The organism is Streptomyces geranii (assembly GCF_002954775.1).
GTDB lineage: Bacteria > Actinomycetota > Actinomycetes > Streptomycetales > Streptomycetaceae > Streptomyces > Streptomyces geranii.
The window spans coordinates 80,360-100,697 of sequence record NZ_PJME01000026.1 but is presented as its reverse complement, the minus strand read 5'-3'; the positions used below and the strand labels follow the sequence as shown (position 1 = coordinate 100,697).

The following is a 20,338-nucleotide window of genomic DNA, read 5'->3' as shown; positions in this document are numbered from 1 at the left end:
TCACGCCCCCACCATGTTGTAACCCCCATCAGCAATCAGGAACCCACCCGTAATATGCCGCGCGTCCTCCGTAGCCAAGAACAACGCGGTCCCCGCCAACTCCTCAGGCCCCGGAATCCGCCCCATAGGAGTGGCCGCCCGCAACACCTCCCCCCGCCCACCCTTCCAGTCGTCCCGCCCCAGCGTCGCCGCCGTCTCGATGAACCCCGGCGCGAAGACATTCACCCGCACCCGAGGCGCGAACGCTTGCGCATACGACTTGGTCAGCCCGATGATCCCGTACTTCGCGGCGGCGTACTGCGGCGCACGCGCACTCCCCCGTACGACCACGGTGGAGCCGACGTTCACGATCGAACCGCCCCCCTCCTGCTCCAGCATCCGCGCCCCGAACTCGTGCGTGCACAGCAGCGTGCCCTTGATGTCGACGGCGAGGACGTGGTCGATGGACTCCTCGGTGATGTCCCGCCAGGACATCTGCTCGCGGGCCACGTCACCGACGTTGTTCACGGCCACGTCGAGGCGACCGAAGTGCGCCCAGACCTCGTCGGCGAGGCGCTTGATCTGCTCGTGCTCGGCGATGTCCGCCTGCACGACGAAGGCCTTGCGGCCAAGTTCCGTCACCCGCTGCGCAGTTGCTTCGGCGCCCGCCCGGGAGCTGCGGTAGTGGACCGCGACATCCGCACCCTCCTGCGCGGCCCGGACGGCGATCTCGGCACCGAACCCGGTACCGGCACCGGTGACGAGGACGGTCTGGCCGGCGAAGCGTTCGAGTACGGGGTTCATGCGGGCTCCGTTCACAGAGTTCGGGGGGTTGGCTGTCATACGAGGGTCCGCCCGCCGTCGGCGTACAGCACCTGTCCGGTGACGAACGCCGACTCGTCGGAGGAGAGGAAGAGGACGGGGCCGGTGAGGTCGGCGGGCCGCCCGAGGCGTCCGGCGGGGACGAGGGACTCCAGGGAGGCGCGTACGCCGGGCCGGGCGAGGTAGGCGCGGGTCAGCTCGGTCTCGGTGTAGCCGGGGGCAACCGCGTTGACGGTGACTCCGGTTGGCGCCCACTCGCGTGCCATCACCCGCATCAGCTGGTTGACGCCGCCCTTGGTCGCCGCGTACGGGGAGTGGTCCGCGTGCGCGAGCAGCCCCGAGACGGAGGACAGGTACACGATCCGCCCGTACCCGGCGGGCACCATCACCGCGCCGACGGCCCGGCCCAGCCAGAAGGCGCTGTCGAGGTTGATCGCGGTGATCCGCTCCCACACCTCGTCGGGTGTCTCCAGCACCGGACGCCGGTCGTTGACGCCCACGGCGTGTACGAACACGTCTATCCCGCCGAGGAGTTCGACCGTACGGCCGACAGCGGTCCGGCAGGCGTCCGCCGAGGTGAGGTCGACGGCCAGCCCACTGACGAAACCGGAGGTCTCCTGCTGGAGCCGGTCGAGTTTCGCCTTGTCGATGTCGAGGACGAGCACCGCCGCCCCCGCCGAGGCCAGCGCCCCGGCCACCGCCGCGCCGATACCACCCGCACCGGCGACCAGCGCCCGCGTTCCCGTGAAGTCCCAAGTAGCGCGCATGGTCCGGACGGTAAGCCACGACCCGGATTTGTGTCCACACTTGACGCATCTATTGACGCCAAACAGCGCCATAGGCAGGCTGTCTGTCGACAGTTAAGGCTTGTGATGGTTAACCGTGGTTGACCGTGGTTGAGCGAGGTCGGAGATTCGATGAAGCTGGTGACGTTCGACGAGGGACTGGTGGGACGGCTCGACGGGGAGACGGTCGTGGAGCTGGCGGTGCCCTCGACGCGTGCGTTCTTCGCGCACGAGGGCCAAGTCCGCGAAACCGGGCGGACGTTCGCGCTCGCGGACGTACGGCTGCGGGCCCCGATCGTGCCGAAGAAGTTCTTCCACACGGCCGGCAACTTCCGTGAGCACCACGAGGATCTGGTCCGGGTCGACTGGTCCCACCCGGTCAACAAGGGCATCGTCTTCTTCCAGAACGTCGACGCGGTCATCGGCCCGGAGGACCCGATCGTCTACCCGGCGAACCTCACCCGGGAACTGGACTACGAACTCGAACTCGCCGTCGTCATAGGCAAACCCGGCAAGTTCTTCTCCGCCGAGCAGGCCGCCGAACACATCGCGGGCTACCTGGTGTTCAACGACATCACCGCGCGTGACATCCAGCGCCGGGAGATGGAGTCCGGGGTCTTCTCCTTCTCCAAGGCCATCGACACGTTCTGCCCGATCGGCCCGTACATCGTCACGGCGGACGAGATCGACGACCCGCACGACCTCGACATGGAGCTACGGGTCAACGGCGACGTACGCCAGAAGTCGAACACCTCGCGGATGTCGGTCTCGATCCCGCAACTGGTCGCCTACCACTCGCCGCAGATCTACAGCGCGGGCGACATCATCACCACGGGCACGATCGCCGGCGTCGCCGCGAGCACCCCGGACCCCTTCGCGAACTACCTCAAGCCCGGTGACGTCGTCGAGGCCGAGATCGAGGGCTTGGGCGTGCTGCGCAACCCGGTGCTGTCCTGGAAGGACGCTTACGGCACTGAAGAGCCGCCCGCCGGGCAATGGGAAGCCTGAGCCGATGCGCATCGCACAACTAGCGGGCCATCCGGTCCTGTTGACGGAAGAGGGCGCGATTGCGGTCCCGGCCGAGTTCGCGACCGACCTCTTCACGCACTGGAACGACCTGCTCGACTGGTCGTCGAGGTCCGCCACGGGCGCCCGCCCCTACGACCCGGCCGACCTCCAGGCACCCGGCCTTATCCCCGCCCCCCGCCAGATCTTCGCCGTGGCCCTCAACTACCGCCCCCACACAGCGGAAGCGGGCTACGAGGAACCCTCGGCCCCCCTCGTCTTCACCAAGTTCCCCACCTGTCTCACCGGCCCGTACACCACGATCGACCTGCCGCCGGGCAACGTCGACTGGGAGCTGGAACTGGTCGCGGTCATCGGCCGCGAGGCGCACAAGGTGCCCGTGGAGAAGGGCTGGGACCCGGTCGTCGCCCTCACGGTCGGCCAGGACCTGTCCGAGCGGACAGCTCAACTGGCAGGTCATCCGGCCCAGTTCTCGCTCGGCAAGTCGCACCCCGGATTCGGCCCCATCGGCCCCGCCCTCGTCAGCCTCGACGAGATCGACGCCGCCGGCCACCGGGACGACCTGGAACTGACCTGCGAACTGAACGGCGAGGTCGTCCAGTACGACCGCACCGGCAGCATGATCTTCCCGATCCCCCAACTCGTCTCGTACCTGAGCGAGTTCTGCACCCTGCTCCCCGGCGACCTCATCTTCACGGGCACCCCGGCGGGCGTCGGCAACCGCCGCACACCGCAGCGGTTTCTCACCCCCGACGACGAACTGGTCAGCCGCATCGGGGGAGTCGGCGAGATGCGGCACCGCTTCCGGAGGGCGACCCCATGACCCGCACCCTCTTCACCGACATCCGGGTCTTCGACGGCACCGGACACGACCCCTTCCCCGCCGAGGTGCTCGTCGAGGGCAACCGCATCACCGAGGTGTCCGACCGGATCCCGCGCGACCTGAGCACCGGCGCCCGAGTGATCGACGGCGGCGGAGGCACCCTCCTCCCCGGCCTGGTCGACGCCCACGCCCACCTCGGCTTCGGCTCCACCGTCGAGCACCTCTCCCGGCGCCGCGACGAACCCCCTGAGGAGAAGGCCCTGTTGGTGGCCCACGCGGGCCGGGTCCTGCTCGACCACGGGATCACCAGCGCGTACTCCGGCGGCAACCGGCTGCCCGGCACGGAGATCGCGGCCCGCAAGGCGTTCGCCGAGGGCTGGATGCCCGGGCCACGGCTGAAGGCCGCCTCCTGGGAGGGCAGCGCGGGCATGGTCGAGCCCGGTGTCTACGACTTCCCCGGCATCGACGGCCGTGCGTCCGACCCCGAGTCGGTGTCCCGCTTCGTGACCGGCATGGCCGAACTCGGCGTCGACATCGTCAAGTTGTCCCTCTCCGGGGAGAGTGCCGTCGTGCAAGGCACCTCGCGGATCGTCCAGTTCACGGACGAGGAGGTCGCCGCCGCCTCCCGCACGGCGGAGAAACACGGCGTCTGGCTCACCGCGCACGCACACGCCGCCGAGTCGATCAAGATGGCCGTACGGCACGGCATCCGTGCCGTCTACCACTGCACGTTCGCCGACGAGGAGGCCCTCGACCTCCTCGAAGCCGCCCGCGACCGGATCTTCGTCGCGCCGACCCCCGGCATCATCCACGCCAACCTCCACGAAGCGGGCAGCGAACCCGAGCCCGGCATGGAGGTGCGGGCCACCCACGACGCCGTACGCCAGGTCGTGCCCGAGCTGGTCAGGCGCGGCGTCCGGGTCGTCCCCGGCGGCGACTACGGCTTCGCCTGGAACCCGGTGGGCCGTAACCTCCGCGACCTCGAACTCTTCGTCGACTGGTTCGGCTTCACCCCGGCCGAGGCCCTGCGCGCGGCCACCGGGTACGGCGGCGAGGTGATGGGCCTCGGCGGCCAACTCGGCCTGGTCCGGGCGGGGTTCCTCGCCGACCTCGTGCTCGTCGACGGTGACCCGTTGGCCGACATCCGCGTCCTCCAGGACCGCGACCGACTCGCGGTGATCATGAAGGACGGACGGCTGCACAAGGACCGGGCGGCCAGGTGACCGGACGGGCGAACGGCCGGGCGACCGCCTCGGACACGGCGATCCGGGCCCGCACGAACGCCGGTCGGCTGAGCGGGCGTTGGGAGGGCGAGGTGGCCGTCTTCCGGGGTATCCCCTTCGCGGCGCCGCCCGTCGGCGCCCTGCGCTGGCGGCCACCGGCGGCGCCCGCCAGGTGGGACGGCGAGCGTCCCGCGTACGACTTCGGCCCCGCGCCCCTGCAACCGCAGCCGCCCCGCGACTCGATCATGTACCACGCCAACTTCGCCGACCGCCGGGCCCTGGTGATGAGCGAGGACTGCCTCTACCTCAACGTCTGGACCCCGGAACCGGGCGGCGGCGGTCTGCCGGTGATGGTCTGGATCCACGGCGGCGGCAACCGCTACGGCCACGGCGGCCAGGAGATCCACGACGGCCGCTCACTGGCCCGCCGGGGCGTGGTCGTCGTGACCCTCAACCACCGCCTGGGCGCCCTCGGTTTCCTCGCCCACCCGGCCCTGGCCGCCGAGGACGACCTCGGCGCGTCCGGCAACTACGGCCTCCTGGACATCGTCGCGGCCCTGACCTGGGTCCAGGAGAACATCGCCCACTTCGGCGGCGACCCCGCCCGCGTCACCCTCGCGGGCAACTCGGCCGGAGCGGCCCACATCTGCCACCTCATGGCCTCGACAATGGCCCGCCCCCTCTTCCGGGCCGCGATCGGCCAGAGCGCCTCCGGCATCGGACGGGCGGAGGGCCCGCTCCCGGACCAGGCCGCCGCCCAGCGACAAGGGCTGAGCTGGGCAAGGGAGTTCGGGGCAGCGGGAGGGTTCGGGGACCCGGACATCGCCGGGTTGCGCCGTACCGACGGCGTCGAGCTGGTCCTGAAGGGCCACTTCGGCCCGGTCGTCGACGGCAGGGCCCTCACCGCCCCGAGCGACGACGTCTTCGCCGCCGGACACCAGCACCCCGTACCCCTGCTCGTCGGCACCAACTCCGACGAGGGATCGGTCTACGCGACCCTGGACGCCGTACGCCGCCTGCCCGTCGAGCCGGGCACCGACGAGCTGTACCCCCTGCGCGACGGCGACCAAGTCCGCCGTACGGCACGCCGGTTCACCGGCGAGAGCCGGTTCACGTACCCCGTGTGGCACTGGGCGCGGGCCCACAGCGCCGTCGCGCCCACCTGGCTGTACCGGTTCACCCGTACGCCCCCACTGCCACCCGACCTCGAAGTGGCCCCGCCCCGTGACGGTCTGCCGGGATACGGCGTCTTCCACACCGCCGAACTCCCGTACGCGCTGGACAACTTGGCCGCCAGACCCTGGCCCTGGAGCGAGGCCGACCGCTCGCTGGCCCGCACCATGGCGGACACCTGGGTGCGCTTCATCGAGACGGGGGACCCCAACGGGGTCGGAGCCGCGCCAAGTTGGCCCCGGTTCACCGGCGCCGAGGCGATGGTCTTCGGCGGTGAGGCGGCCCCCGTGGAGCTGGGGCACGTCGAACGACTCGACGCGATGCGGCTGCTGGCGAGCCTGCCCCGCCCCCTCTGATCCCCGCCCCTTCTGATCCCCGCCCCTTCTGATCCCCGCCCCTTCTGATCCCCGCCTCCTCTGATCTCCCCTCCGATCCCCTTCTGCTCCCCCCGCTAGGAGAGACCTCCCGTGGCACGACTCCCCGGCACCGAAGGGTCCGGCGAGATCGCCGACCGTATCCGCGCCCGGCGCGGCGGCGCCCTCCGCCCCTTGGACCACATGCTGCTGCACAGCCCCCAGTTGGCCGACGGCTGGAACAGTCTTCTCGGTGCGATACGGCAGCGGATCGCGCTGCCCGCCGACATCAGGGAACTGGTCGTCATGCGGATCGCCGTCCTCAACCGGGCCCCGTACGAATGGGCCGCCCACGAGGGCCCGGCGCGTGAAGCGGGCATGGGGGACGCCGAGTTGGCCGCTCTGCGGGAGGAGAAGCCCGCGCTGGGCGACGTACGCCGGGCGCGGGTCATCGCGTACACCGATGCGATGACCCGCGACGTGCATGTCCCGGACGAGCTGTTCGACGCCCTGCGTGCCGACTTCGGCGACGCGGAACTCGTCGAGCTGACCGCCACCGTGGCCGCGTACAACATGGTGTCCCGCTTCCTGGTGGCCCTGGACGTGCGGGCGTCCGACGGGACTAACGCCCCGAGCGGCGGAGGAAGTTGACCAGCAGGCGGTTCCACTGCACGGACTGCTCCCAGTGCGGGTTGTGGCCCGACTCGCGGATGACATGGAACTGCACGTCCTGGATGTGCTGGGCGTTGAGGCGCATCAGCGACGGCGGGCTGTAGAGGTCGCCGTCCCCGACGAGGAGCTGGACCGGCATGGTGAGGGTCTCCAGGGAGGCCCAGGTGACCGTGTTGGCGAGCGACTGGGGGAAGGAATCGGCCGTCCTGGCGCGGGAGTTGATGTCCAGCCAGGCCGCCACGCCCACGCGGTCGCCGCCCCGGTAGGAGGGGCCCAGCTCCTTGAAGTCGGCGGGCAGGTCGCCGAACGGGTCGGGCTGCAGCAGCTGTTCCAGCTCCGCGTACTCCGCGTCCGTGACGCCCATCTTGCTGCTGGACACGGTGAGTCCGTACAGGCGGTCGCCGTACGACAGGGCGTAGTCGACGGCGACGTAGCCGCCCGCCGCCGAGCCGGAGAGGTGGAAGCGGTCCAGGCCGAGGTGGTCGGCGAGGGTGTTGAGGTCCCCGGAGGCGGTGTCGGAGTCGGCGCGGGTGCCGGCCACCGAGCCGTACGCGCCGCGCCGCGAGTAGCCGATGACGCGGAAGCCCGCGGCGGCGAACACCGGCTGCTGGTAGGGCCAGCTCTCGCCGCTGCCGGAGCCGGGGTGGAGCAGGATCACCGGCTGCCCTTCGCCGCCGGTGTCCCAGGCCCACAGGCTGCCGCCCCCGGCGACGGGCACCTGGTACTCGGTGACGGCGACCTGCTCGGGCAGGGGTACGGGGGTCCAGGGCGCGGCCGGTCCGGACGCGGCTGTCGCCGCGTGTGCGGTGCCCGTACTCATGGCGGTGAGGCCCGCGAGCGCGGCGCCGCCGACGACGGCACGTCGGCTGGGATCTCTCTGCATCGTTCCTCCTGGGGTAATGGTTGACTGGGGTGTCTGTCGACAGAAGCTCGAACGGTGGGGTATATGTCGGCTGGAGAGTGGGATAGTGTCGACACCGTGTGTTTGCTGTGTGTCGCTCTGAGTCAGGGAGAATCGCCGGATGGCTGCCGAAGAGGATGAGGACACGCACGTCGTGGTGCTCGCGCGCCTGCTGCGCCTGCGGGACAGGCGTGAGCCGTTGGTCGCGCAGATCGCCGAGTGGGTGGGGTCGGGCATCATCGAGGGTCGGCTGGAGCCGGGCCAGGACCTCAACAGCGTCGATCTGTCACGCCGGTTCGACACCAGCCGTACGCCCGTGCGCGAGGCGCTGATGGTGCTCGAACAGGAGGGCCTGGTCGAGATGAAGGCGCGTCGCCGCCCCCGGGTCGCCGCGCCCTCCCTCCAGGACATCCGCGACATCTACCAGGTGCGCCGCCAACTCCTCTCGATGCTGGCCGGGTTGCTCGTCGAGCGCGCCTCCGACGAGGAGCTGGCCGAACTGCGGCTGCGGGTCGGGCGGATGCGGAAACTGGCCGACGACGGTGACGTGGACGCGTACTTCTGGAGCCATGTCCAGCTCCAGGAGCGGATGACGGAGATCGTCGGCAACAGCACCCTGAAGCAGATCCTCGACTCCCTCGCGCTGCGCACGCTGATGCTGCGCCACCTGAGCCTGACCCGCGCCGGGCGCCTCGCCTACAGCGTCGACGACCAGGAGCGCCTGCTCCAGGCCTGCGAGGAGCGCGACGGGGAGCTGGCGTCGGCGCTGATCGCCGGTGCGACGGTCCGGGCGCTGCGGGCGGTGGAGGAGCAGTTGGAGCAGGACGCCGCCGGACGCGGCCGGAAGCCGACGCGCCGGCGCCGAACGGCGGCCTCCTGACCGGCGGTCTGCTGAACGGCGGCTTCCTGGAAGGCGGTTGAGATCCGGCGCCCGTCTCACTTCGCCAATACCCCGCCGTCCACGGGGAAGTTGCCGCCTGTCACCCACGCCGACTCGTCCGACGCCAGATAGACGGCACACCAGGCGATGTCCTCGGGGGTGCCGACCCGGCCCAGCGGAATACGCGCGAGCAGGGCTTCACGGGCGGCTCCCTCGTGGGCGCCCGCCGACTCCGTGGCCGGGGTGCGGACCATGCCGGGGGAGATGGTGTTGGCCCGGATGCCCGCCGGACCGCCCTCGACGGCGAGCTGGCGGGTCATCCCGAGTACCGCAGACTTGCCCGCGCAGTGCGCGACCATCCCGAAGGTGCCGCTGCCCCGAAAGGCGTTCACCGAGGCGAAGTTGACGATGGACCCGCCGCCGGACGCCACCAGGTGCGGCCACGCGGCCCGCACCGGCAGGAAGACGACATCGACCTCGCCGCGCATCGTCGGCGTCCACTGCTCCTCGAAGTCCATCTCGGCGGCCGGCGCCATACGAGGGGCGATCGCACCGGCGGTGACCAGCACATCCACCCGCCCGTACCGCTCGTACGCCTCGTCCGCGAACCGCCGGGCGTCGTCGGGGACCGTCATGTCGAGCGGAGCGTGCACATCGAGGGCCAACCCCCGTTCCGCGGCCAGCTTCTGGGTCCGCCCGGCCGCCGCCGGATCGAGATCGCAGCCGACGACGGTCGCGCCCTGCGCGGCGAAGAGCAGCGCACACCCCTGGCCGATCCCGGCACCCGCGCCGGTGACGAGAGCGACCTTGCCGGAGAGTCGGCAAGCGGAATCGGTCATGTGGTCCTCCTCGTAGACGTACACCTTCCTAGTGTCGACACTAGGGCCCAGTCAAGGGGTGAACCTTTGAATTAAGGCTCAACTGTCGACAGTGTGTGGGTCTGGAGGCAAACTGCGGGCCGGGGCAGCGGCGCGATCACGCTGACGGTCGGCCAACCGGCCCTGGCGGGACGGTTCGAGGTGAACGAGCGGCGCCCAGCCCCCAAGCCGGGCACCACTCGTTCACCTGGGAATACGTAAGAATGGCCCGGAATTGTCAGTCGCAGGACCCGGTGAATACGTCCACTTCGTCACCGCTGCTGCTCGCCACGACGAGATCCTGCGTCCCGTCGGAGGTCAGATCGGCGGCTGCCGCCTCGTACGCGCCGGGCGCGGCAAGCTCCGTCAGCTCGTCGAGGGCGCCGCCCGAGGTGCCCTGGAAGGCGGTCACGGAGTTGCCGTTGAGGGAGGAGACGAGGAGATCGGTGACGCCGTCGCCGTCCAGATCCGCGGAGTTGACGGCGACCGGGAGCGCGGGCGTCGTGTAGGCGACGGAGTCCTGAAAGGTGCCGTCGCCGTTCCCGGCGTAGACCTCCAGGGTGTTGGAGCCGTTGCTGATGGTGGCCAGATCGACGGTCCCGTCCCCGTCGAAGTCGCCCTGGGTGATGGAGTAGAGGCGCTTGACGCTGCCGTACTCCGTGACCGCGCCGAAGGTCCCGTCGCCGTTGCCGAGGGCCACGCTGACCCCGCCGGCGGTGGCGACGCTCGCGGTGGCGATGTCCAGGTCGCCGTCGCTGTCGAAGTCGGTGAGGACGAGACCGTGCGGCCGGGTGACGGTCACCGCCTCGATGTCGGCGGTGAACGCCCCGGCGCCGTCGCCGAACAGCAGACTCACCCCGCCGCCCGACTCCTCGGCCACCGCCAGATCCAGCTTGCCGTCGTCGTCGAGGTCACCGGCGACGAGCGAGCGGGCGCCCGAGCCGACGGTGTACTGCGTGGCCGTCCCGAACACGCCCTCGCCGGACCCCAACAGCACGCTTACGGTGCCGCCGTTGAAGTCGGCGGTGGCGATGTCCGGGTTGCCGTCGGCGTCGAAGTCGGCGATCACGGACTGGTACGGGTGCGCGCCCACGGCGTACTCGGTGGCCGCGCCGAAGGTGCCGTCCCCGTTGCCCAGCAGCACGGACAGCGAGTTGCCGTCGTTGTTGGCGGCGACGACGTCCGCGTTCCCGTCACCGTCGAGATCCCCGGTCACCACGTGCCGGGGGTTGTCGCCGGTCGCGGCGGAGGTGTCGAACTGGGTGAAGGAGAGGGCGCCCGAGCATTCGGCGGCGGCTGCGGTGAACGTCCCGGTGGCCGAGGCCATGGCGACGACGGTCGACCCGAGCGCCAAGGCGCCGAGAGTGCCGACGGCCAGCACCCGACGGGCCCGGTATTTCTTGTACCTGCGGTTCTCTGTCATGGGCACGGGAACCTAGGAGCCGCAGCTGTGATTGACGTGTCACGGGACAGTGGTTTTGCCGTCGGATCGACGGCACCACTCCCCAACTGCCTTTTCTCGCACGCGACTTCGGCGTCAGACGGGCTTCTCCCACACCGACACATGCTTCGTGCTCTCGCCGGTGAACGGCTCCCGCGCCCACCCCTCCCACCGCTCGCGCAGCCGCATTCCGGCCAACTGCGCCATCAGATCCAGCTCGGACGGCCACACGTACCGGAAGGGGATCGACCGGTACGACCCCCGTCCGTCCACCACCTCGACATAGTTCGAGCTGGTGTTCTGGGTGGCGCAGTCGTAGATGTCGAAGGCCCAGCGCGTCGGACTCGTGTGGAACGGTACGACGTTCCGTCCGGGCGGCAGATTCCGCAGCTTGGGCACCCCGACCTCGATGACGAACGTCCCGCCGGGCGCCAGGTGTGCCGCGACATTGCGGAAGCACGCCACCTGGGCCTCCTGCGAGGTCAGGTTCATGATCGTGTTGTAGACGAGGTACGCCAGGGAGAACTCCCCGTCGGTCGTCGCGGCCCGCGCCGCCGAGAAGTCCCCGATCGTCACCCCGATCGCGTCCCCGCCCGGCTTGGCCCGCAACCGCGCCACCATCGCCCGGGACATGTCGATCCCGTGCACCTCGACTCCGCGCCGCGCCAGGGGGACGGCGATACGTCCGGTCCCGATCCCGAGTTCGAGAGCCCGGCCCTCGCCTGCCAGTCCGGCCAGGAGATCGACCGTCGACTCGACGGTGGCCGTGGCGAACATGTCGGAGGCGGGATCGTCGTACTTCGCGGCCACGGGTTCCCCGAAGTAGCCGTCCTCGTCGTTCACGTCAGGTGCGGTGTCGGCGTTGTCCACCGGCGGACCGTACTGCCGGGGTCAGCGCCGCCGCACCTCAATTTCCTGGTGCCGGACCAGGAAATCGGTGCTGTCCGCCCACTGGTCCACACTTCCGGTCAGGGGCAGGTCCCGCAGCCCGGGATCGGTGACCGTCCGGACGAGCGCCCGCGCGAACCGCTCCGCGTGCAGCACCTGGAACGGCCGGCTGTGGTACGCCCGCCGCGTCGGATCCACCGGCTCCGCGAGGCCCGTACGGTTCTGCAGCGCCGCCACGATCTCGTACGCGTCGCACAGATGCCGCTCCCGCGCCGGGTACTCCGACGCCGTCACCGCCCCCTGGAGCGAGGGCAACAGGGCGTCCGCCACCGGCAGTTGGCGGAAGGCGCTGCCGAGCCACTTCCCGTACGGCGCGTACGTCCGCCCCAGCAGCAGGCACAGCCGCATCAGGTCCCGCACGAGCCGGGCGGCCACCACGGCCGAGCCGAGTTCGTCACCGGCCTCCGCGCAGCGCCCGACGAACGCCTCCTCCTGGGAGATCCGTTGCCACTGGCAGGCCAGCAGATACCGCCACACCTGCTCCGGGTACCAGGCCAGCCGCGCCCGCGCGGCCGTGAGCGTACCGGGCCCGTCGTGGAAGACGGCACCGCCGGTCACCTCGGCGAGCCTCTGCTGGGGCAGGGCGAGCCAGTCGGCCGCCGTGAGGCCCGAGGCGCCCGCGCCGACGCCGAGTTGGGCGCCGAGCCAGCCGTCGACCTCGTTCACGGAGACCCGGTGGTTCACCGGCCCGTCGGTCAACTCCATGACGCCCACCGGGTCTTCGGGGGTGCCCGGCCGGAAGTGCGTCGGCCAGCCCCTTACCTGCTTGGGCAGTTGCTCGCTCAGGAGCCGCCGCAGTCCGGCTTCGTGCGTGGCGACATCGTCCGCCGAGAGGAACAGATCCAGCCGCGGACCCCACTCGTGGTCCGCCGACCTCGGGCTGTCGAACCCCAGCACCTCGGACCCCGTACCGACCCGGGCGGCGGCGTGCACGAGCCCCGGATGCTCCCGATCGAGAATCGGCCGGACGGCCTCCGTATAGAAGATCCGTGACAACTCGAGTCCGGGCAGGAACTCAGGATCAGGTGCGGTCATGCGATCACTGTGCCCCACGCGGCAGCGCTCCACGTGGCGCTGCTCCGCTCGGCACCACCCGATTCACATACAAGCACGCTTGCTTGTTTCTGGTGTCGGTGCCATGCTGCGAGCACGGACCGCACCACACCGCAACGCCCGGCACCCCGTCCTGCCCGAAGGGAAGCGCCCGTGTCCGACCCGTCGGCCGTGATCGACGATCTGTGTGAGGAGGGCGACCGACTCGACGAGCTGGTCGCCGAGTTGAGCGGCGAGCAGTGGGCCCTCGACAGCCCCGCCCCCTCCTGGACCGTCGCCCACCAGATCGCCCACCTCGCCTGGACCGACCGTTCGTCCGTGCTGGCCCTGACCGACCGGGCCGCCTTCGACCGGGAGGTGGAGAAGGCGCTGCTCGCGCCCGGCGACTTCGTCGACAACGGCGCCGAGGAGGGCGCCGGGAAGCCGCCCGAGCGGCTGCTCGCGGACTGGCGGGCCGGGCGTACGGCCCTGGTGGACGCCCTGCGCGCGGCACCGGACGGGGCGCGGTTCCCCTGGTACGGGCCGCCGATGTCCACCGCGTCCATGGCGACCGCCCGGCTGATGGAGACCTGGGCCCACGGCCTGGACGTCGCCGACGCGCTGGGCGTACCCCGGATCGCCCCCACCGCCCGCCTCCGGCACATCGCCCGACTCGGCGTCCGCACCCGCGACTTCGCGTTCGGCATGCACGGGCTGAACCCGCCGTTCGACGAGTTCAGCGTGGAACTGGTCGGCCCGGACGGGGAGTTGTGGACCTACGGCCCGGAGGACCCGAAGCACGCGGTCGGCCGGGTCACCGGTTCCGCCGTCGACTTCTGCCTCCTGGTCACCCAGCGCGCCCACCGCGCCGACCTCGACCTCCACGCCGAGGGCGAGGACGCGGACCGCTGGCTCGACATCGCCCAGGCCTTCGCGGGCCCACCGGGCAACGGCCGCGCACCGAAGGGGAGTACGCGGTGACAGCCCCGCTCCGCATAGGCAACGCCTCCGGCTTCTACGGCGACCGCTTCGACGCCATGCGCGAGATGCTCACCGGCGGCGAACTCGACGTCCTCACCGGCGACTACCTCGCCGAGCTGACGATGCTCATCCTCGGCCGCGACCGCCTCAAGGACCCGTCCGCCGGGTACGCCCGTACCTTCCTGCGGCAGTTGGAGGAGTGCCTCGGGCTCGCCCATGAGTGCGGGGTACGGATCGTCGCCAACGCGGGCGGCCTCAACCCCGCCGGACTCGCCGACGCGGTGAGGCAGTTGGCCGACCGGCTCGGCATCCCGGTCCGGGTCGCCCACGTCGAGGGCGACGACCTCACCGACCGGCACCCCGACAGCCTCGCCGCACACGCCTACTTGGGCGCCTTCGGCATAGCCGCCTGTCTGCGCGAGGGCGCGGACGTCGTCGTCACCGGCCGGGTCACCGACGCGGCCCTGGTCGCCGGTCCTGCCGCCGCCCACTTCGGCTGGAGCCCGGGCGACCACGACAGGCTCGCGGGCGCGGTGGTCGCCGGACATGTGCTGGAGTGCGGCGCGCAGGCGACCGGCGGCAACTACGCGTTCTTCGCCGAGGGCGCCCGGGACGTCCGGCGCCCCGGTTTCCCGCTCGCCGAACTCCACGAGGACGGCACCGCCGTCATCACCAAACACCCCGGCACGGGCGGCTTCGTCGACGTCGGCACGGTGACCGCGCAGCTCCTGTACGAGACCCAGGGCGCCCGGTACGCGGGCCCGGACGTCACCGCCCGGCTCGACACCGTCCGGCTCGTCCAGGAGGGCCCCGACCGGGTGCGCATCCACGGCGTACGCGGCGAAGCGCCCCCGCCCACGCTCAAGTTGGGTGTCAACCGGCTCGGCGGGTTCCGCAACGAGGTCACGTTCGTCCTGACCGGGCTCGACATCGAGGCCAAGGCCGCCCTGGTCCGCGACCAGCTGGAAGCCGCCCTCGACGCCGTCAAGTCCCGCCCCGCCGAGGTCGGTTGGACCCTGGTGCGCACCGACCGCCCCGACGCCGACACCGAGGAGACCGCGAGCGCCCTGCTCCGGCTCGTCGTACGCGACCCCGAACAGGCCCCCGTCGGCCGGGCGTTGAGCGGAGCCGCCGTCGAACTCGCCCTCGCCAGCTACCCCGGGTTCCACGTCCTGGCACCCCCCGGGAAAGGCGCCCCCTACGGCGTGTTCGAGGCGCGGTACATCCCCCAGGACGCGGTGGACCACGTGGCCGTCCTCCACGACGGACGCCGGATCCCGGTACCCCCGCCGCACGACACCCTCGTACTGGAACCGCCACCAGAGGCACCCCTGCCCGCACCCTTGCCTCCCGGCCCGACCCGCCGCGCCCCCCTCGGCCTCCTCGCCGGCGCCCGCAGCGGTGACAAGGGCGGTGACGCCAACGTCGGTGTCTGGGCCCGCACGGACGAGGCCTGGGCCTGGCTCGCCCACACCCTCACGACCACCCTCTTCCGCGAACTGCTCCCGGAGACCGCCGACTTGACCGTCGTACGACACCCCCTCCCGCACCTGCGCGCCCTCAACTTCACCGTCGAGGGCGTCCTCGGTGAGGGCGTGGCCGCGCAGCACCGTTTCGATCCGCAGGCCAAGGCGCTCGGCGAGTGGCTGCGCTCCCGGCACGTAGACATACCGGAGGCCCTCCTGTGACGGTCCTGACCTCGGCCCTGGACACGACCGGCGCCGACCACACCGCCCACCGCGAGTCCATGCTCGCCAAACTCGCCGCCCTCGACACCGAACACGCCAAAGCCCTTGCCGGCGGCGGCGAGAAGTACATCGCCCGGCATCACGCGCGCGGCAAACTGCTCGCCCGCGAGCGCATCGAGCTGCTCCTCGACCCCGACACCCCCTTCCTGGAGCTGTCGCCGCTCGCGGCCTGGGGGAGCGAGTACGCGGTCGGGGCCTCGCTCGTCACCGGAATCGGCGTCGTCGAGGGCGTGGAGTGCCTGATCACGGCCAACGACCCGACCGTGCGCGGCGGCGCCAGCAACCCCTGGAGCCTGAAGAAGGCGCTGCGCGCCAACGACATCGCGCTCGCCAACCGGCTGCCCTGCATCAGCCTCGTCGAGTCCGGCGGCGCCGATCTGCCGTCCCAGAAGGAGATCTTCATCCCCGGCGGGGCCGTCTTCCGCGACCTCACCCGGCTCTCCGCCGCCGGAATCCCCACGGTGGCAGTGGTGTTCGGGAATTCGACGGCCGGTGGGGCGTACATCCCCGGTATGTCCGACCACGTCATCATGGTCAAGGAGCGCGCCAAGGTGTTCCTCGGCGGGCCGCCCCTCGTCAAGATGGCCACCGGCGAGGATAGCGACGACGAGTCGCTCGGCGGCGCCGAGATGCACGCGCGCGTGTCGGGCCTCGCGGACTACTTCGCCCTCGACGAGCACGACGCCCTCCGCCAGGCCCGCCGGGTCGTCGCCCGCCTCAACCACCGCAAGGCGTACGCCGATCCGAGCCCCGCCGATGTGCAGCCCCCCAAGTACGACCCCGAGGAACTCCTCGGCATCGTCCCGGGCGACCTCCGGACCCCCTTCGACCCCCGCGAGGTCATCGCCCGTGTCGTCGACGCCTCCGACTTCGACGAGTTCAAGCCCCTCTACGGCACCAGCCTCGTCACCGGCTGGGCCGCCCTGCACGGCTACCCGGTCGGCATCCTCGCCAACGCGCAAGGGGTGTTGTTCAGCGAGGAGTCCCAAAAGGCGGCCCAGTTCATCCAGTTGGCCAACCAGCGCGACATCCCCCTCCTCTTCCTCCACAACACCACCGGCTACATGGTCGGCAAGGAGTACGAACAGGGCGGCATCATCAAGCACGGCGCGATGATGATCAACGCGGTCTCCAACTCCCGTGTCCCGCACCTCTCGTTGCTCATGGGTGCCTCGTACGGCGCCGGCCACTACGGCATGTGCGGGCGGGCCTACGACCCGCGCTTCCTCTTCGCCTGGCCCAGCGCCAAGTCGGCGGTGATGGGCCCGCAGCAACTCGCGGGCGTCCTCTCGATCGTGGCCCGGCAGTCGGCGACGGCGAAGGGCCAGCCGTACGACGAGGACGCGGACGCCGCCCTGCGCGCGATGGTCGAGCAGCAGATCGAGTCCGAGTCGCTGCCCATGTTCCTCTCCGGGCGGCTGTACGACGACGGCGTCATCGACCCGCGCGACACCCGAACCGTCCTCGGCCTGTGCCTGTCGGCCATCCACACCGCGCCCTACGAGGGTGCGCGTGGTGGCTTCGGCGTCTTCCGGATGTGAGACTCATGATTACTTCCGTACTGGTGGCGAACCGCGGCGAGATCGCCTGCCGTATCTTCCGCACCTGCCGTGAACTGGGCATCCGCACGGTCGCCGTGCACTCCGACGCCGACGAGAACGCCCTCCACACGCGCGTGGCCGACGCGGCGGTACGACTGCCGGGGGCGGCCTCCGCGGACACGTATCTGCGCGGCGACCTGATCGTCGCGGCGGCGCTGGCGGCGGGCGCGGACGCCGTGCACCCCGGATACGGCTTCCTGTCCGAGAACGCCGACTTCGCGCAGGCCGTACTCGACGCGGGACTGGTCTGGATCGGCCCGCCCCCGGCCGCGATCGAGGCGATGGCGTCCAAGACGCGCGCGAAGCAGCTCATGGGCCTGAAACCGCTCACGGACATCGCGGACGTCACGGAGTCCGACCTCCCGGTGTTGGTGAAGGCGGCGGCGGGCGGCGGCGGCCGAGGCATGCGCGTCGTACGCGAACTCGCCGACCTGCCCGCCGAGTCGGCGGCGGCCCGGGCCGAGGCCCAGAGCGCCTTCGGCGACGGCGAGGTGTTCGTCGAGCCGTACGTCGAGGGCGGCCGACATGTCGAGGTCCAGATCCTGGCCGACACCCACGGCACGGTATGGGCCCTCGGCACCCGGGACTGCTCCCTCCAGCGCCGCCACCAGAAGGTCGTCGAGGAGTCCCCGGCACCGAACCTCCCCGAGCAACTCACGCACGAACTGCACGAGTTGGCGATACGGGCGACCCGCGCCGTCGACTACACGGGCGCGGGCACGGTCGAGTTCCTGGTCGGGGATGACGGCAAGGCGCACTTCCTGGAGATGAACACCCGCCTCCAGGTCGAACACCCGGTCACGGAGGCGGTGTTCGGCATCGACCTGGTGGCCCTCCAACTCCGTGTGGCGGAAGGCCAGGCCCTCACCGCCGACCCCCCACCCGCACGCGGCCACGCGATCGAGGCCCGCCTGTACGCCGAGAACCCCGCCCAGGACTGGACCCCCCAGACCGGCACCCTGCACCGCCTGGCCGTACCCGCGGAGGGCGTACGCCTCGACACCGGCTACGCCGACGGAGACCCGATCCCCGTCCACTACGACCCGATGCTCGCCAAGGTCGTCGTACACGCCCCCACGCGCGCGGAGGCGGCCCGCAAGCTGGCGGGCGCCCTCGAACGGGCGACGATCCACGGCCCGACCACGAACCGCGACCTCCTCGTCCGCTCCCTGCGCCACGAGGAGTTCACGACGGCACGCATGACCACGTCCTTCTACGACCGCCACCTCCCCGCCCTGACGACACCGGCCCCCGACCCGCACGCCCCCCTGGCGGCAGCCCTCGCCGACGCCCACGGCCGCTCCCGCTTCGGCGGCTGGCGCAACGTCCACGGCCGGCCCCAGCTGAAGCGGTACGCGACGACAGCGGGCGAGGAGCATGAGGTTGCGTACCGCCACACCCGAGAGGGCCTGACAGCGGACGGCGTGCGGGTCGTGTACGCCGACGCGAGTCTCGTCGTACTCGAAGTGGCGGGCGTAAGAAGGAAGTTCGAGGTCACGAGCTACCCGGACCAGATCAACGTCAACAACACGACCCTCACCCCGCTGCCCCGCTTCCCCGACCCGAAGCCCCAACACGCCCCAGGCTCCCTCCTGGCCCCCATGCCCGGCACGGTGGTGAGGCTGGCGGAGGGCCTGGCGGCAGGGTCCCCTGTACAGGCCGGAGAGCCCCTCCTGTGGCTGGAGGCGATGAAGATGGAACACAAGATCACGGCCCCAACGACAGGCACGCTCACAGCACTTCACGCCATCCCTGGACAACAGGTGGAGCCCGGCATGTTGCTGGCAGTAGTGGAGCAGACCTAGGGGCGCGGGGCTGTATCTAATCTGCGGCTCCGCCGCGGGGCGCGACCAGCCACGACGCACCGGCACGCACCGCACAACAGAACCCCCTTCCCCCTTAGGACTCTTCATGACCACAGCAGCAATCGAATCCGACGAACACAAAGCACTACGCACCGCAGTAGCCGCCCTCGGCAACCGCTACGGCCGCGAATACGTCACCAGGGTCGTAGCCGCCGGAGGCCACACGGACGAACTCTGGTCCGAGGCAGCGAAACTCGGCTACCTGGGCGCCAACCTCCCCGAGGCCTACGGAGGCGGCGGCGGAGGCATCACCGAACTCTCCATCATCCTGGAGGAGTTGGGCGCCGCAGGCTGCCCGCTCCTCATGCTCATCGTCTCCCCGGCGATCTGCGGCACAGTGATCGCCCGCTTCGGCACGGAAGCCCAGAAACAGGCCTGGCTCCCCGGAATCGCCGAAGGCACCCGCACGATGGCCTTCGGTATCACCGAACCCGACGCCGGCTCCAACAGCCACCGCATCACCACCACCGCCCGCCGCGACCCGGACACCGGCGACTGGCTCCTGACCGGCCGCAAGGTGTTCATCTCGGGCGTGGACATCGCGGACGCGGTGCTGATAGTCGGCCGTACCGAGGACTCCCGTACCGGCCGCCTCAAGCCCTGCCTCTTCATCGTCCCGCGCGACGCCGAAGGCTTCACCCGGCGCCAGATCGACATGGACCTCGAATCCCCGGAGAAACAGTTCGAGTTGACCCTCGACGACGTACGGCTGCCCGCCGACGCGCTCGTCGGCGACGAGGACGCGGGCCTGCTGCAGCTCTTCGCCGGGCTCAACCCGGAGCGCATCATGACGGCCGCGTTCGCCATCGGCATCGGCCGGTACGCGCTCGGCGAGGCCGTCCGCTACGCCACCGAACGCACCGTCTGGAATGCGCCGATCGGCGCCCACCAGGCCGTCGCGCACCCCCTCGCCCAGGCGCACATCGAACTCGAACTGGCCCGCCTGATGATGCAGAAGGCGGCGGCCCTCTACGACGCCGGTGACGACGTCGGCGCGGGCGAGGCGGCCAACATGGCCAAGTACGCGGCGGGGGAGGCCTGTGTGAAGGCGGTCGACCAGGCCGTGCACACCCTCGGCGGCAACGGCCTCACCCGGGAATTCGGGCTCGCCTCGTTGATAACGGTCGCCCGCGTGGCTCGTATTGCTCCGGTGAGCCGGGAGATGATTCTCAACTACGTCTCCCACCAGACCCTGGGCCTGCCCAAGTCGTACTGAGAGCCGTGCAGC

At 70.9% G+C, this 20,338-nt stretch carries 18 protein-coding genes; 11 read left to right on the top strand and 7 right to left on the bottom strand.

What is annotated here, in order from left to right; all coding sequences use genetic code 11:
- Both CW359_RS28040 and CW359_RS28035 read right to left on the bottom strand, forming a co-directional pair.
- Complete coding sequence (locus tag CW359_RS28040) at positions 1 to 783, bottom strand: SDR family NAD(P)-dependent oxidoreductase (RefSeq protein ID WP_105972936.1); 783 nt, start codon at positions 781 to 783, stop codon at positions 1 to 3.
- 35 nt (positions 784 to 818) lie between these two features.
- Entirely contained in the window at positions 819 to 1,568 is a 750-nt protein-coding gene (locus tag CW359_RS28035; RefSeq protein WP_105972935.1) for an SDR family NAD(P)-dependent oxidoreductase, read from the bottom strand.
- 150 nt (positions 1,569 to 1,718) lie between these two features.
- Here CW359_RS28035 and CW359_RS28030 point away from each other — a divergent pair, with 150 nt between their 5' ends.
- From CW359_RS28030 to CW359_RS28010, 5 genes are all read left to right on the top strand, one after another.
- Positions 1,719 to 2,594 carry a fumarylacetoacetate hydrolase family protein gene (locus tag CW359_RS28030; protein ID WP_105972934.1) on the top strand — a complete coding sequence of 292 codons (876 nt, stop codon included), beginning with the start codon at positions 1,719 to 1,721 and terminating at the stop codon, positions 2,592 to 2,594.
- Between the two features lie 4 nt (positions 2,595 to 2,598).
- Positions 2,599 to 3,435, top strand: coding sequence for a fumarylacetoacetate hydrolase family protein (locus tag CW359_RS28025; RefSeq protein WP_105972933.1), 837 nt, complete (start codon positions 2,599 to 2,601; stop codon positions 3,433 to 3,435).
- Positions 3,432 to 4,658, top strand: a complete 1,227-nt coding sequence (locus tag CW359_RS28020; protein WP_105972932.1) for an amidohydrolase family protein — start codon at positions 3,432 to 3,434, stop codon at positions 4,656 to 4,658. The genes CW359_RS28025 and CW359_RS28020 overlap by 4 nt, the downstream gene beginning before the upstream one ends.
- Positions 4,655 to 6,187 (top strand): carboxylesterase/lipase family protein, encoded by a 1,533-nt coding sequence (locus CW359_RS28015; protein WP_105972931.1) that lies wholly within the window; start codon positions 4,655 to 4,657, stop codon positions 6,185 to 6,187. The genes CW359_RS28020 and CW359_RS28015 overlap by 4 nt, the downstream gene beginning before the upstream one ends.
- A 111-nt stretch (positions 6,188 to 6,298) precedes the next feature.
- A complete protein-coding gene (locus CW359_RS28010; protein WP_198655412.1) occupies positions 6,299 to 6,835 on the top strand; it encodes a carboxymuconolactone decarboxylase family protein in 537 nt (178 codons plus the stop codon).
- Here CW359_RS28010 and CW359_RS28005 read toward each other — a convergent pair.
- The gene (locus CW359_RS28005; RefSeq protein WP_157968647.1) at positions 6,807 to 7,739 is read right to left on the bottom strand and encodes an alpha/beta fold hydrolase; all 933 of its coding nucleotides are present in this window, start codon (positions 7,737 to 7,739) and stop codon (positions 6,807 to 6,809) included. The two genes, CW359_RS28010 and CW359_RS28005, sit on opposite strands and share 29 nt — an antisense overlap.
- A gap of 139 nt (positions 7,740 to 7,878) precedes the next feature.
- Here CW359_RS28005 and CW359_RS28000 point away from each other — a divergent pair, with 139 nt between their 5' ends.
- The gene (locus CW359_RS28000) at positions 7,879 to 8,637 is read left to right on the top strand and encodes a GntR family transcriptional regulator (protein ID WP_105972977.1); all 759 of its coding nucleotides are present in this window, start codon (positions 7,879 to 7,881) and stop codon (positions 8,635 to 8,637) included.
- Positions 8,638 to 8,693: 56 nt separating this feature from the next.
- On the opposite strand, the gene CW359_RS27995 is transcribed toward CW359_RS28000, so the two are convergent.
- From CW359_RS27995 to CW359_RS27980, 4 genes are all read right to left on the bottom strand, one after another.
- On the bottom strand, positions 8,694 to 9,476 hold the full coding sequence (locus CW359_RS27995) for an SDR family NAD(P)-dependent oxidoreductase (protein ID WP_105972976.1): 783 nt from the start codon (positions 9,474 to 9,476) through the stop codon (positions 8,694 to 8,696).
- Positions 9,477 to 9,732: 256 nt separating this feature from the next.
- Complete coding sequence (locus CW359_RS27990) at positions 9,733 to 10,917, bottom strand: FG-GAP repeat domain-containing protein (RefSeq protein ID WP_157968646.1); 1,185 nt, start codon at positions 10,915 to 10,917, stop codon at positions 9,733 to 9,735.
- A gap of 114 nt (positions 10,918 to 11,031) precedes the next feature.
- Complete coding sequence (locus CW359_RS27985) at positions 11,032 to 11,778, bottom strand: class I SAM-dependent DNA methyltransferase (protein WP_105972975.1); 747 nt, start codon at positions 11,776 to 11,778, stop codon at positions 11,032 to 11,034.
- 48 nt (positions 11,779 to 11,826) lie between these two features.
- On the bottom strand, positions 11,827 to 12,918 hold the full coding sequence (locus tag CW359_RS27980) for a DUF4037 domain-containing protein (protein WP_105972928.1): 1,092 nt from the start codon (positions 12,916 to 12,918) through the stop codon (positions 11,827 to 11,829).
- Between the two features lie 171 nt (positions 12,919 to 13,089).
- Between CW359_RS27980 and CW359_RS27975 the strand changes: the two genes are divergently transcribed.
- From CW359_RS27975 to CW359_RS27955, 5 genes are all read left to right on the top strand, one after another.
- Positions 13,090 to 13,896 (top strand): TIGR03084 family metal-binding protein, encoded by an 807-nt coding sequence (locus tag CW359_RS27975; protein ID WP_105972927.1) that lies wholly within the window; start codon positions 13,090 to 13,092, stop codon positions 13,894 to 13,896.
- A gap of 56 nt (positions 13,897 to 13,952) precedes the next feature.
- Positions 13,953 to 15,584, top strand: a complete 1,632-nt coding sequence (locus tag CW359_RS27970; RefSeq protein WP_232838638.1) for an acyclic terpene utilization AtuA family protein — start codon at positions 13,953 to 13,955, stop codon at positions 15,582 to 15,584.
- Entirely contained in the window at positions 15,581 to 17,185 is a 1,605-nt protein-coding gene (locus CW359_RS27965; RefSeq protein ID WP_105972925.1) for an acyl-CoA carboxylase subunit beta, read from the top strand. Before CW359_RS27970 ends, CW359_RS27965 begins: the two co-directional genes overlap by 4 nt.
- A 5-nt stretch (positions 17,186 to 17,190) precedes the next feature.
- The gene (locus tag CW359_RS27960; protein WP_105972924.1) at positions 17,191 to 19,050 is read left to right on the top strand and encodes an ATP-binding protein; all 1,860 of its coding nucleotides are present in this window, start codon (positions 17,191 to 17,193) and stop codon (positions 19,048 to 19,050) included.
- A 106-nt stretch (positions 19,051 to 19,156) separates the two neighbouring features.
- Positions 19,157 to 20,326: an acyl-CoA dehydrogenase family protein gene (locus CW359_RS27955; protein ID WP_105972923.1), complete on the top strand. Its 1,170-nt coding sequence runs from the start codon at positions 19,157 to 19,159 to the stop codon at positions 20,324 to 20,326.
- The last annotated feature ends 12 nt before the right edge of the window (positions 20,327 to 20,338 follow it).

What these genes read in the sequence shown, in the direction of transcription:
- CW359_RS28040 (WP_105972936.1), bottom strand. Translation starts at nt 783, where the DNA reads ATGAACCCCGTACTCGAACGCTTCGCCGGCCAGACCGTCCTCGTCACC.
- CW359_RS28035 (WP_105972935.1), bottom strand. Translation starts at nt 1,568, where the DNA reads ATGCGCGCTACTTGGGACTTCACGGGAACGCGGGCGCTGGTCGCCGGT.
- CW359_RS28030 (WP_105972934.1), top strand. Translation starts at nt 1,719, where the DNA reads ATGAAGCTGGTGACGTTCGACGAGGGACTGGTGGGACGGCTCGACGGG.
- CW359_RS28025 (WP_105972933.1), top strand. Translation starts at nt 2,599, where the DNA reads ATGCGCATCGCACAACTAGCGGGCCATCCGGTCCTGTTGACGGAAGAG.
- CW359_RS28020 (WP_105972932.1), top strand. Translation starts at nt 3,432, where the DNA reads ATGACCCGCACCCTCTTCACCGACATCCGGGTCTTCGACGGCACCGGA.
- CW359_RS28005 (WP_157968647.1), bottom strand. Translation starts at nt 7,739, where the DNA reads ATGCAGAGAGATCCCAGCCGACGTGCCGTCGTCGGCGGCGCCGCGCTC.
- CW359_RS28000 (WP_105972977.1), top strand. Translation starts at nt 7,879, where the DNA reads ATGGCTGCCGAAGAGGATGAGGACACGCACGTCGTGGTGCTCGCGCGC.
- CW359_RS27995 (WP_105972976.1), bottom strand. Translation starts at nt 9,476, where the DNA reads ATGACCGATTCCGCTTGCCGACTCTCCGGCAAGGTCGCTCTCGTCACC.
- CW359_RS27990 (WP_157968646.1), bottom strand. Translation starts at nt 10,917, where the DNA reads ATGACAGAGAACCGCAGGTACAAGAAATACCGGGCCCGTCGGGTGCTG.
- CW359_RS27980 (WP_105972928.1), bottom strand. Translation starts at nt 12,918, where the DNA reads ATGACCGCACCTGATCCTGAGTTCCTGCCCGGACTCGAGTTGTCACGG.
- CW359_RS27970 (WP_232838638.1), top strand. Translation starts at nt 13,953, where the DNA reads ATGCGCGAGATGCTCACCGGCGGCGAACTCGACGTCCTCACCGGCGAC.
- CW359_RS27960 (WP_105972924.1), top strand. Translation starts at nt 17,191, where the DNA reads ATGATTACTTCCGTACTGGTGGCGAACCGCGGCGAGATCGCCTGCCGT.
- CW359_RS27955 (WP_105972923.1), top strand. Translation starts at nt 19,157, where the DNA reads ATGACCACAGCAGCAATCGAATCCGACGAACACAAAGCACTACGCACC.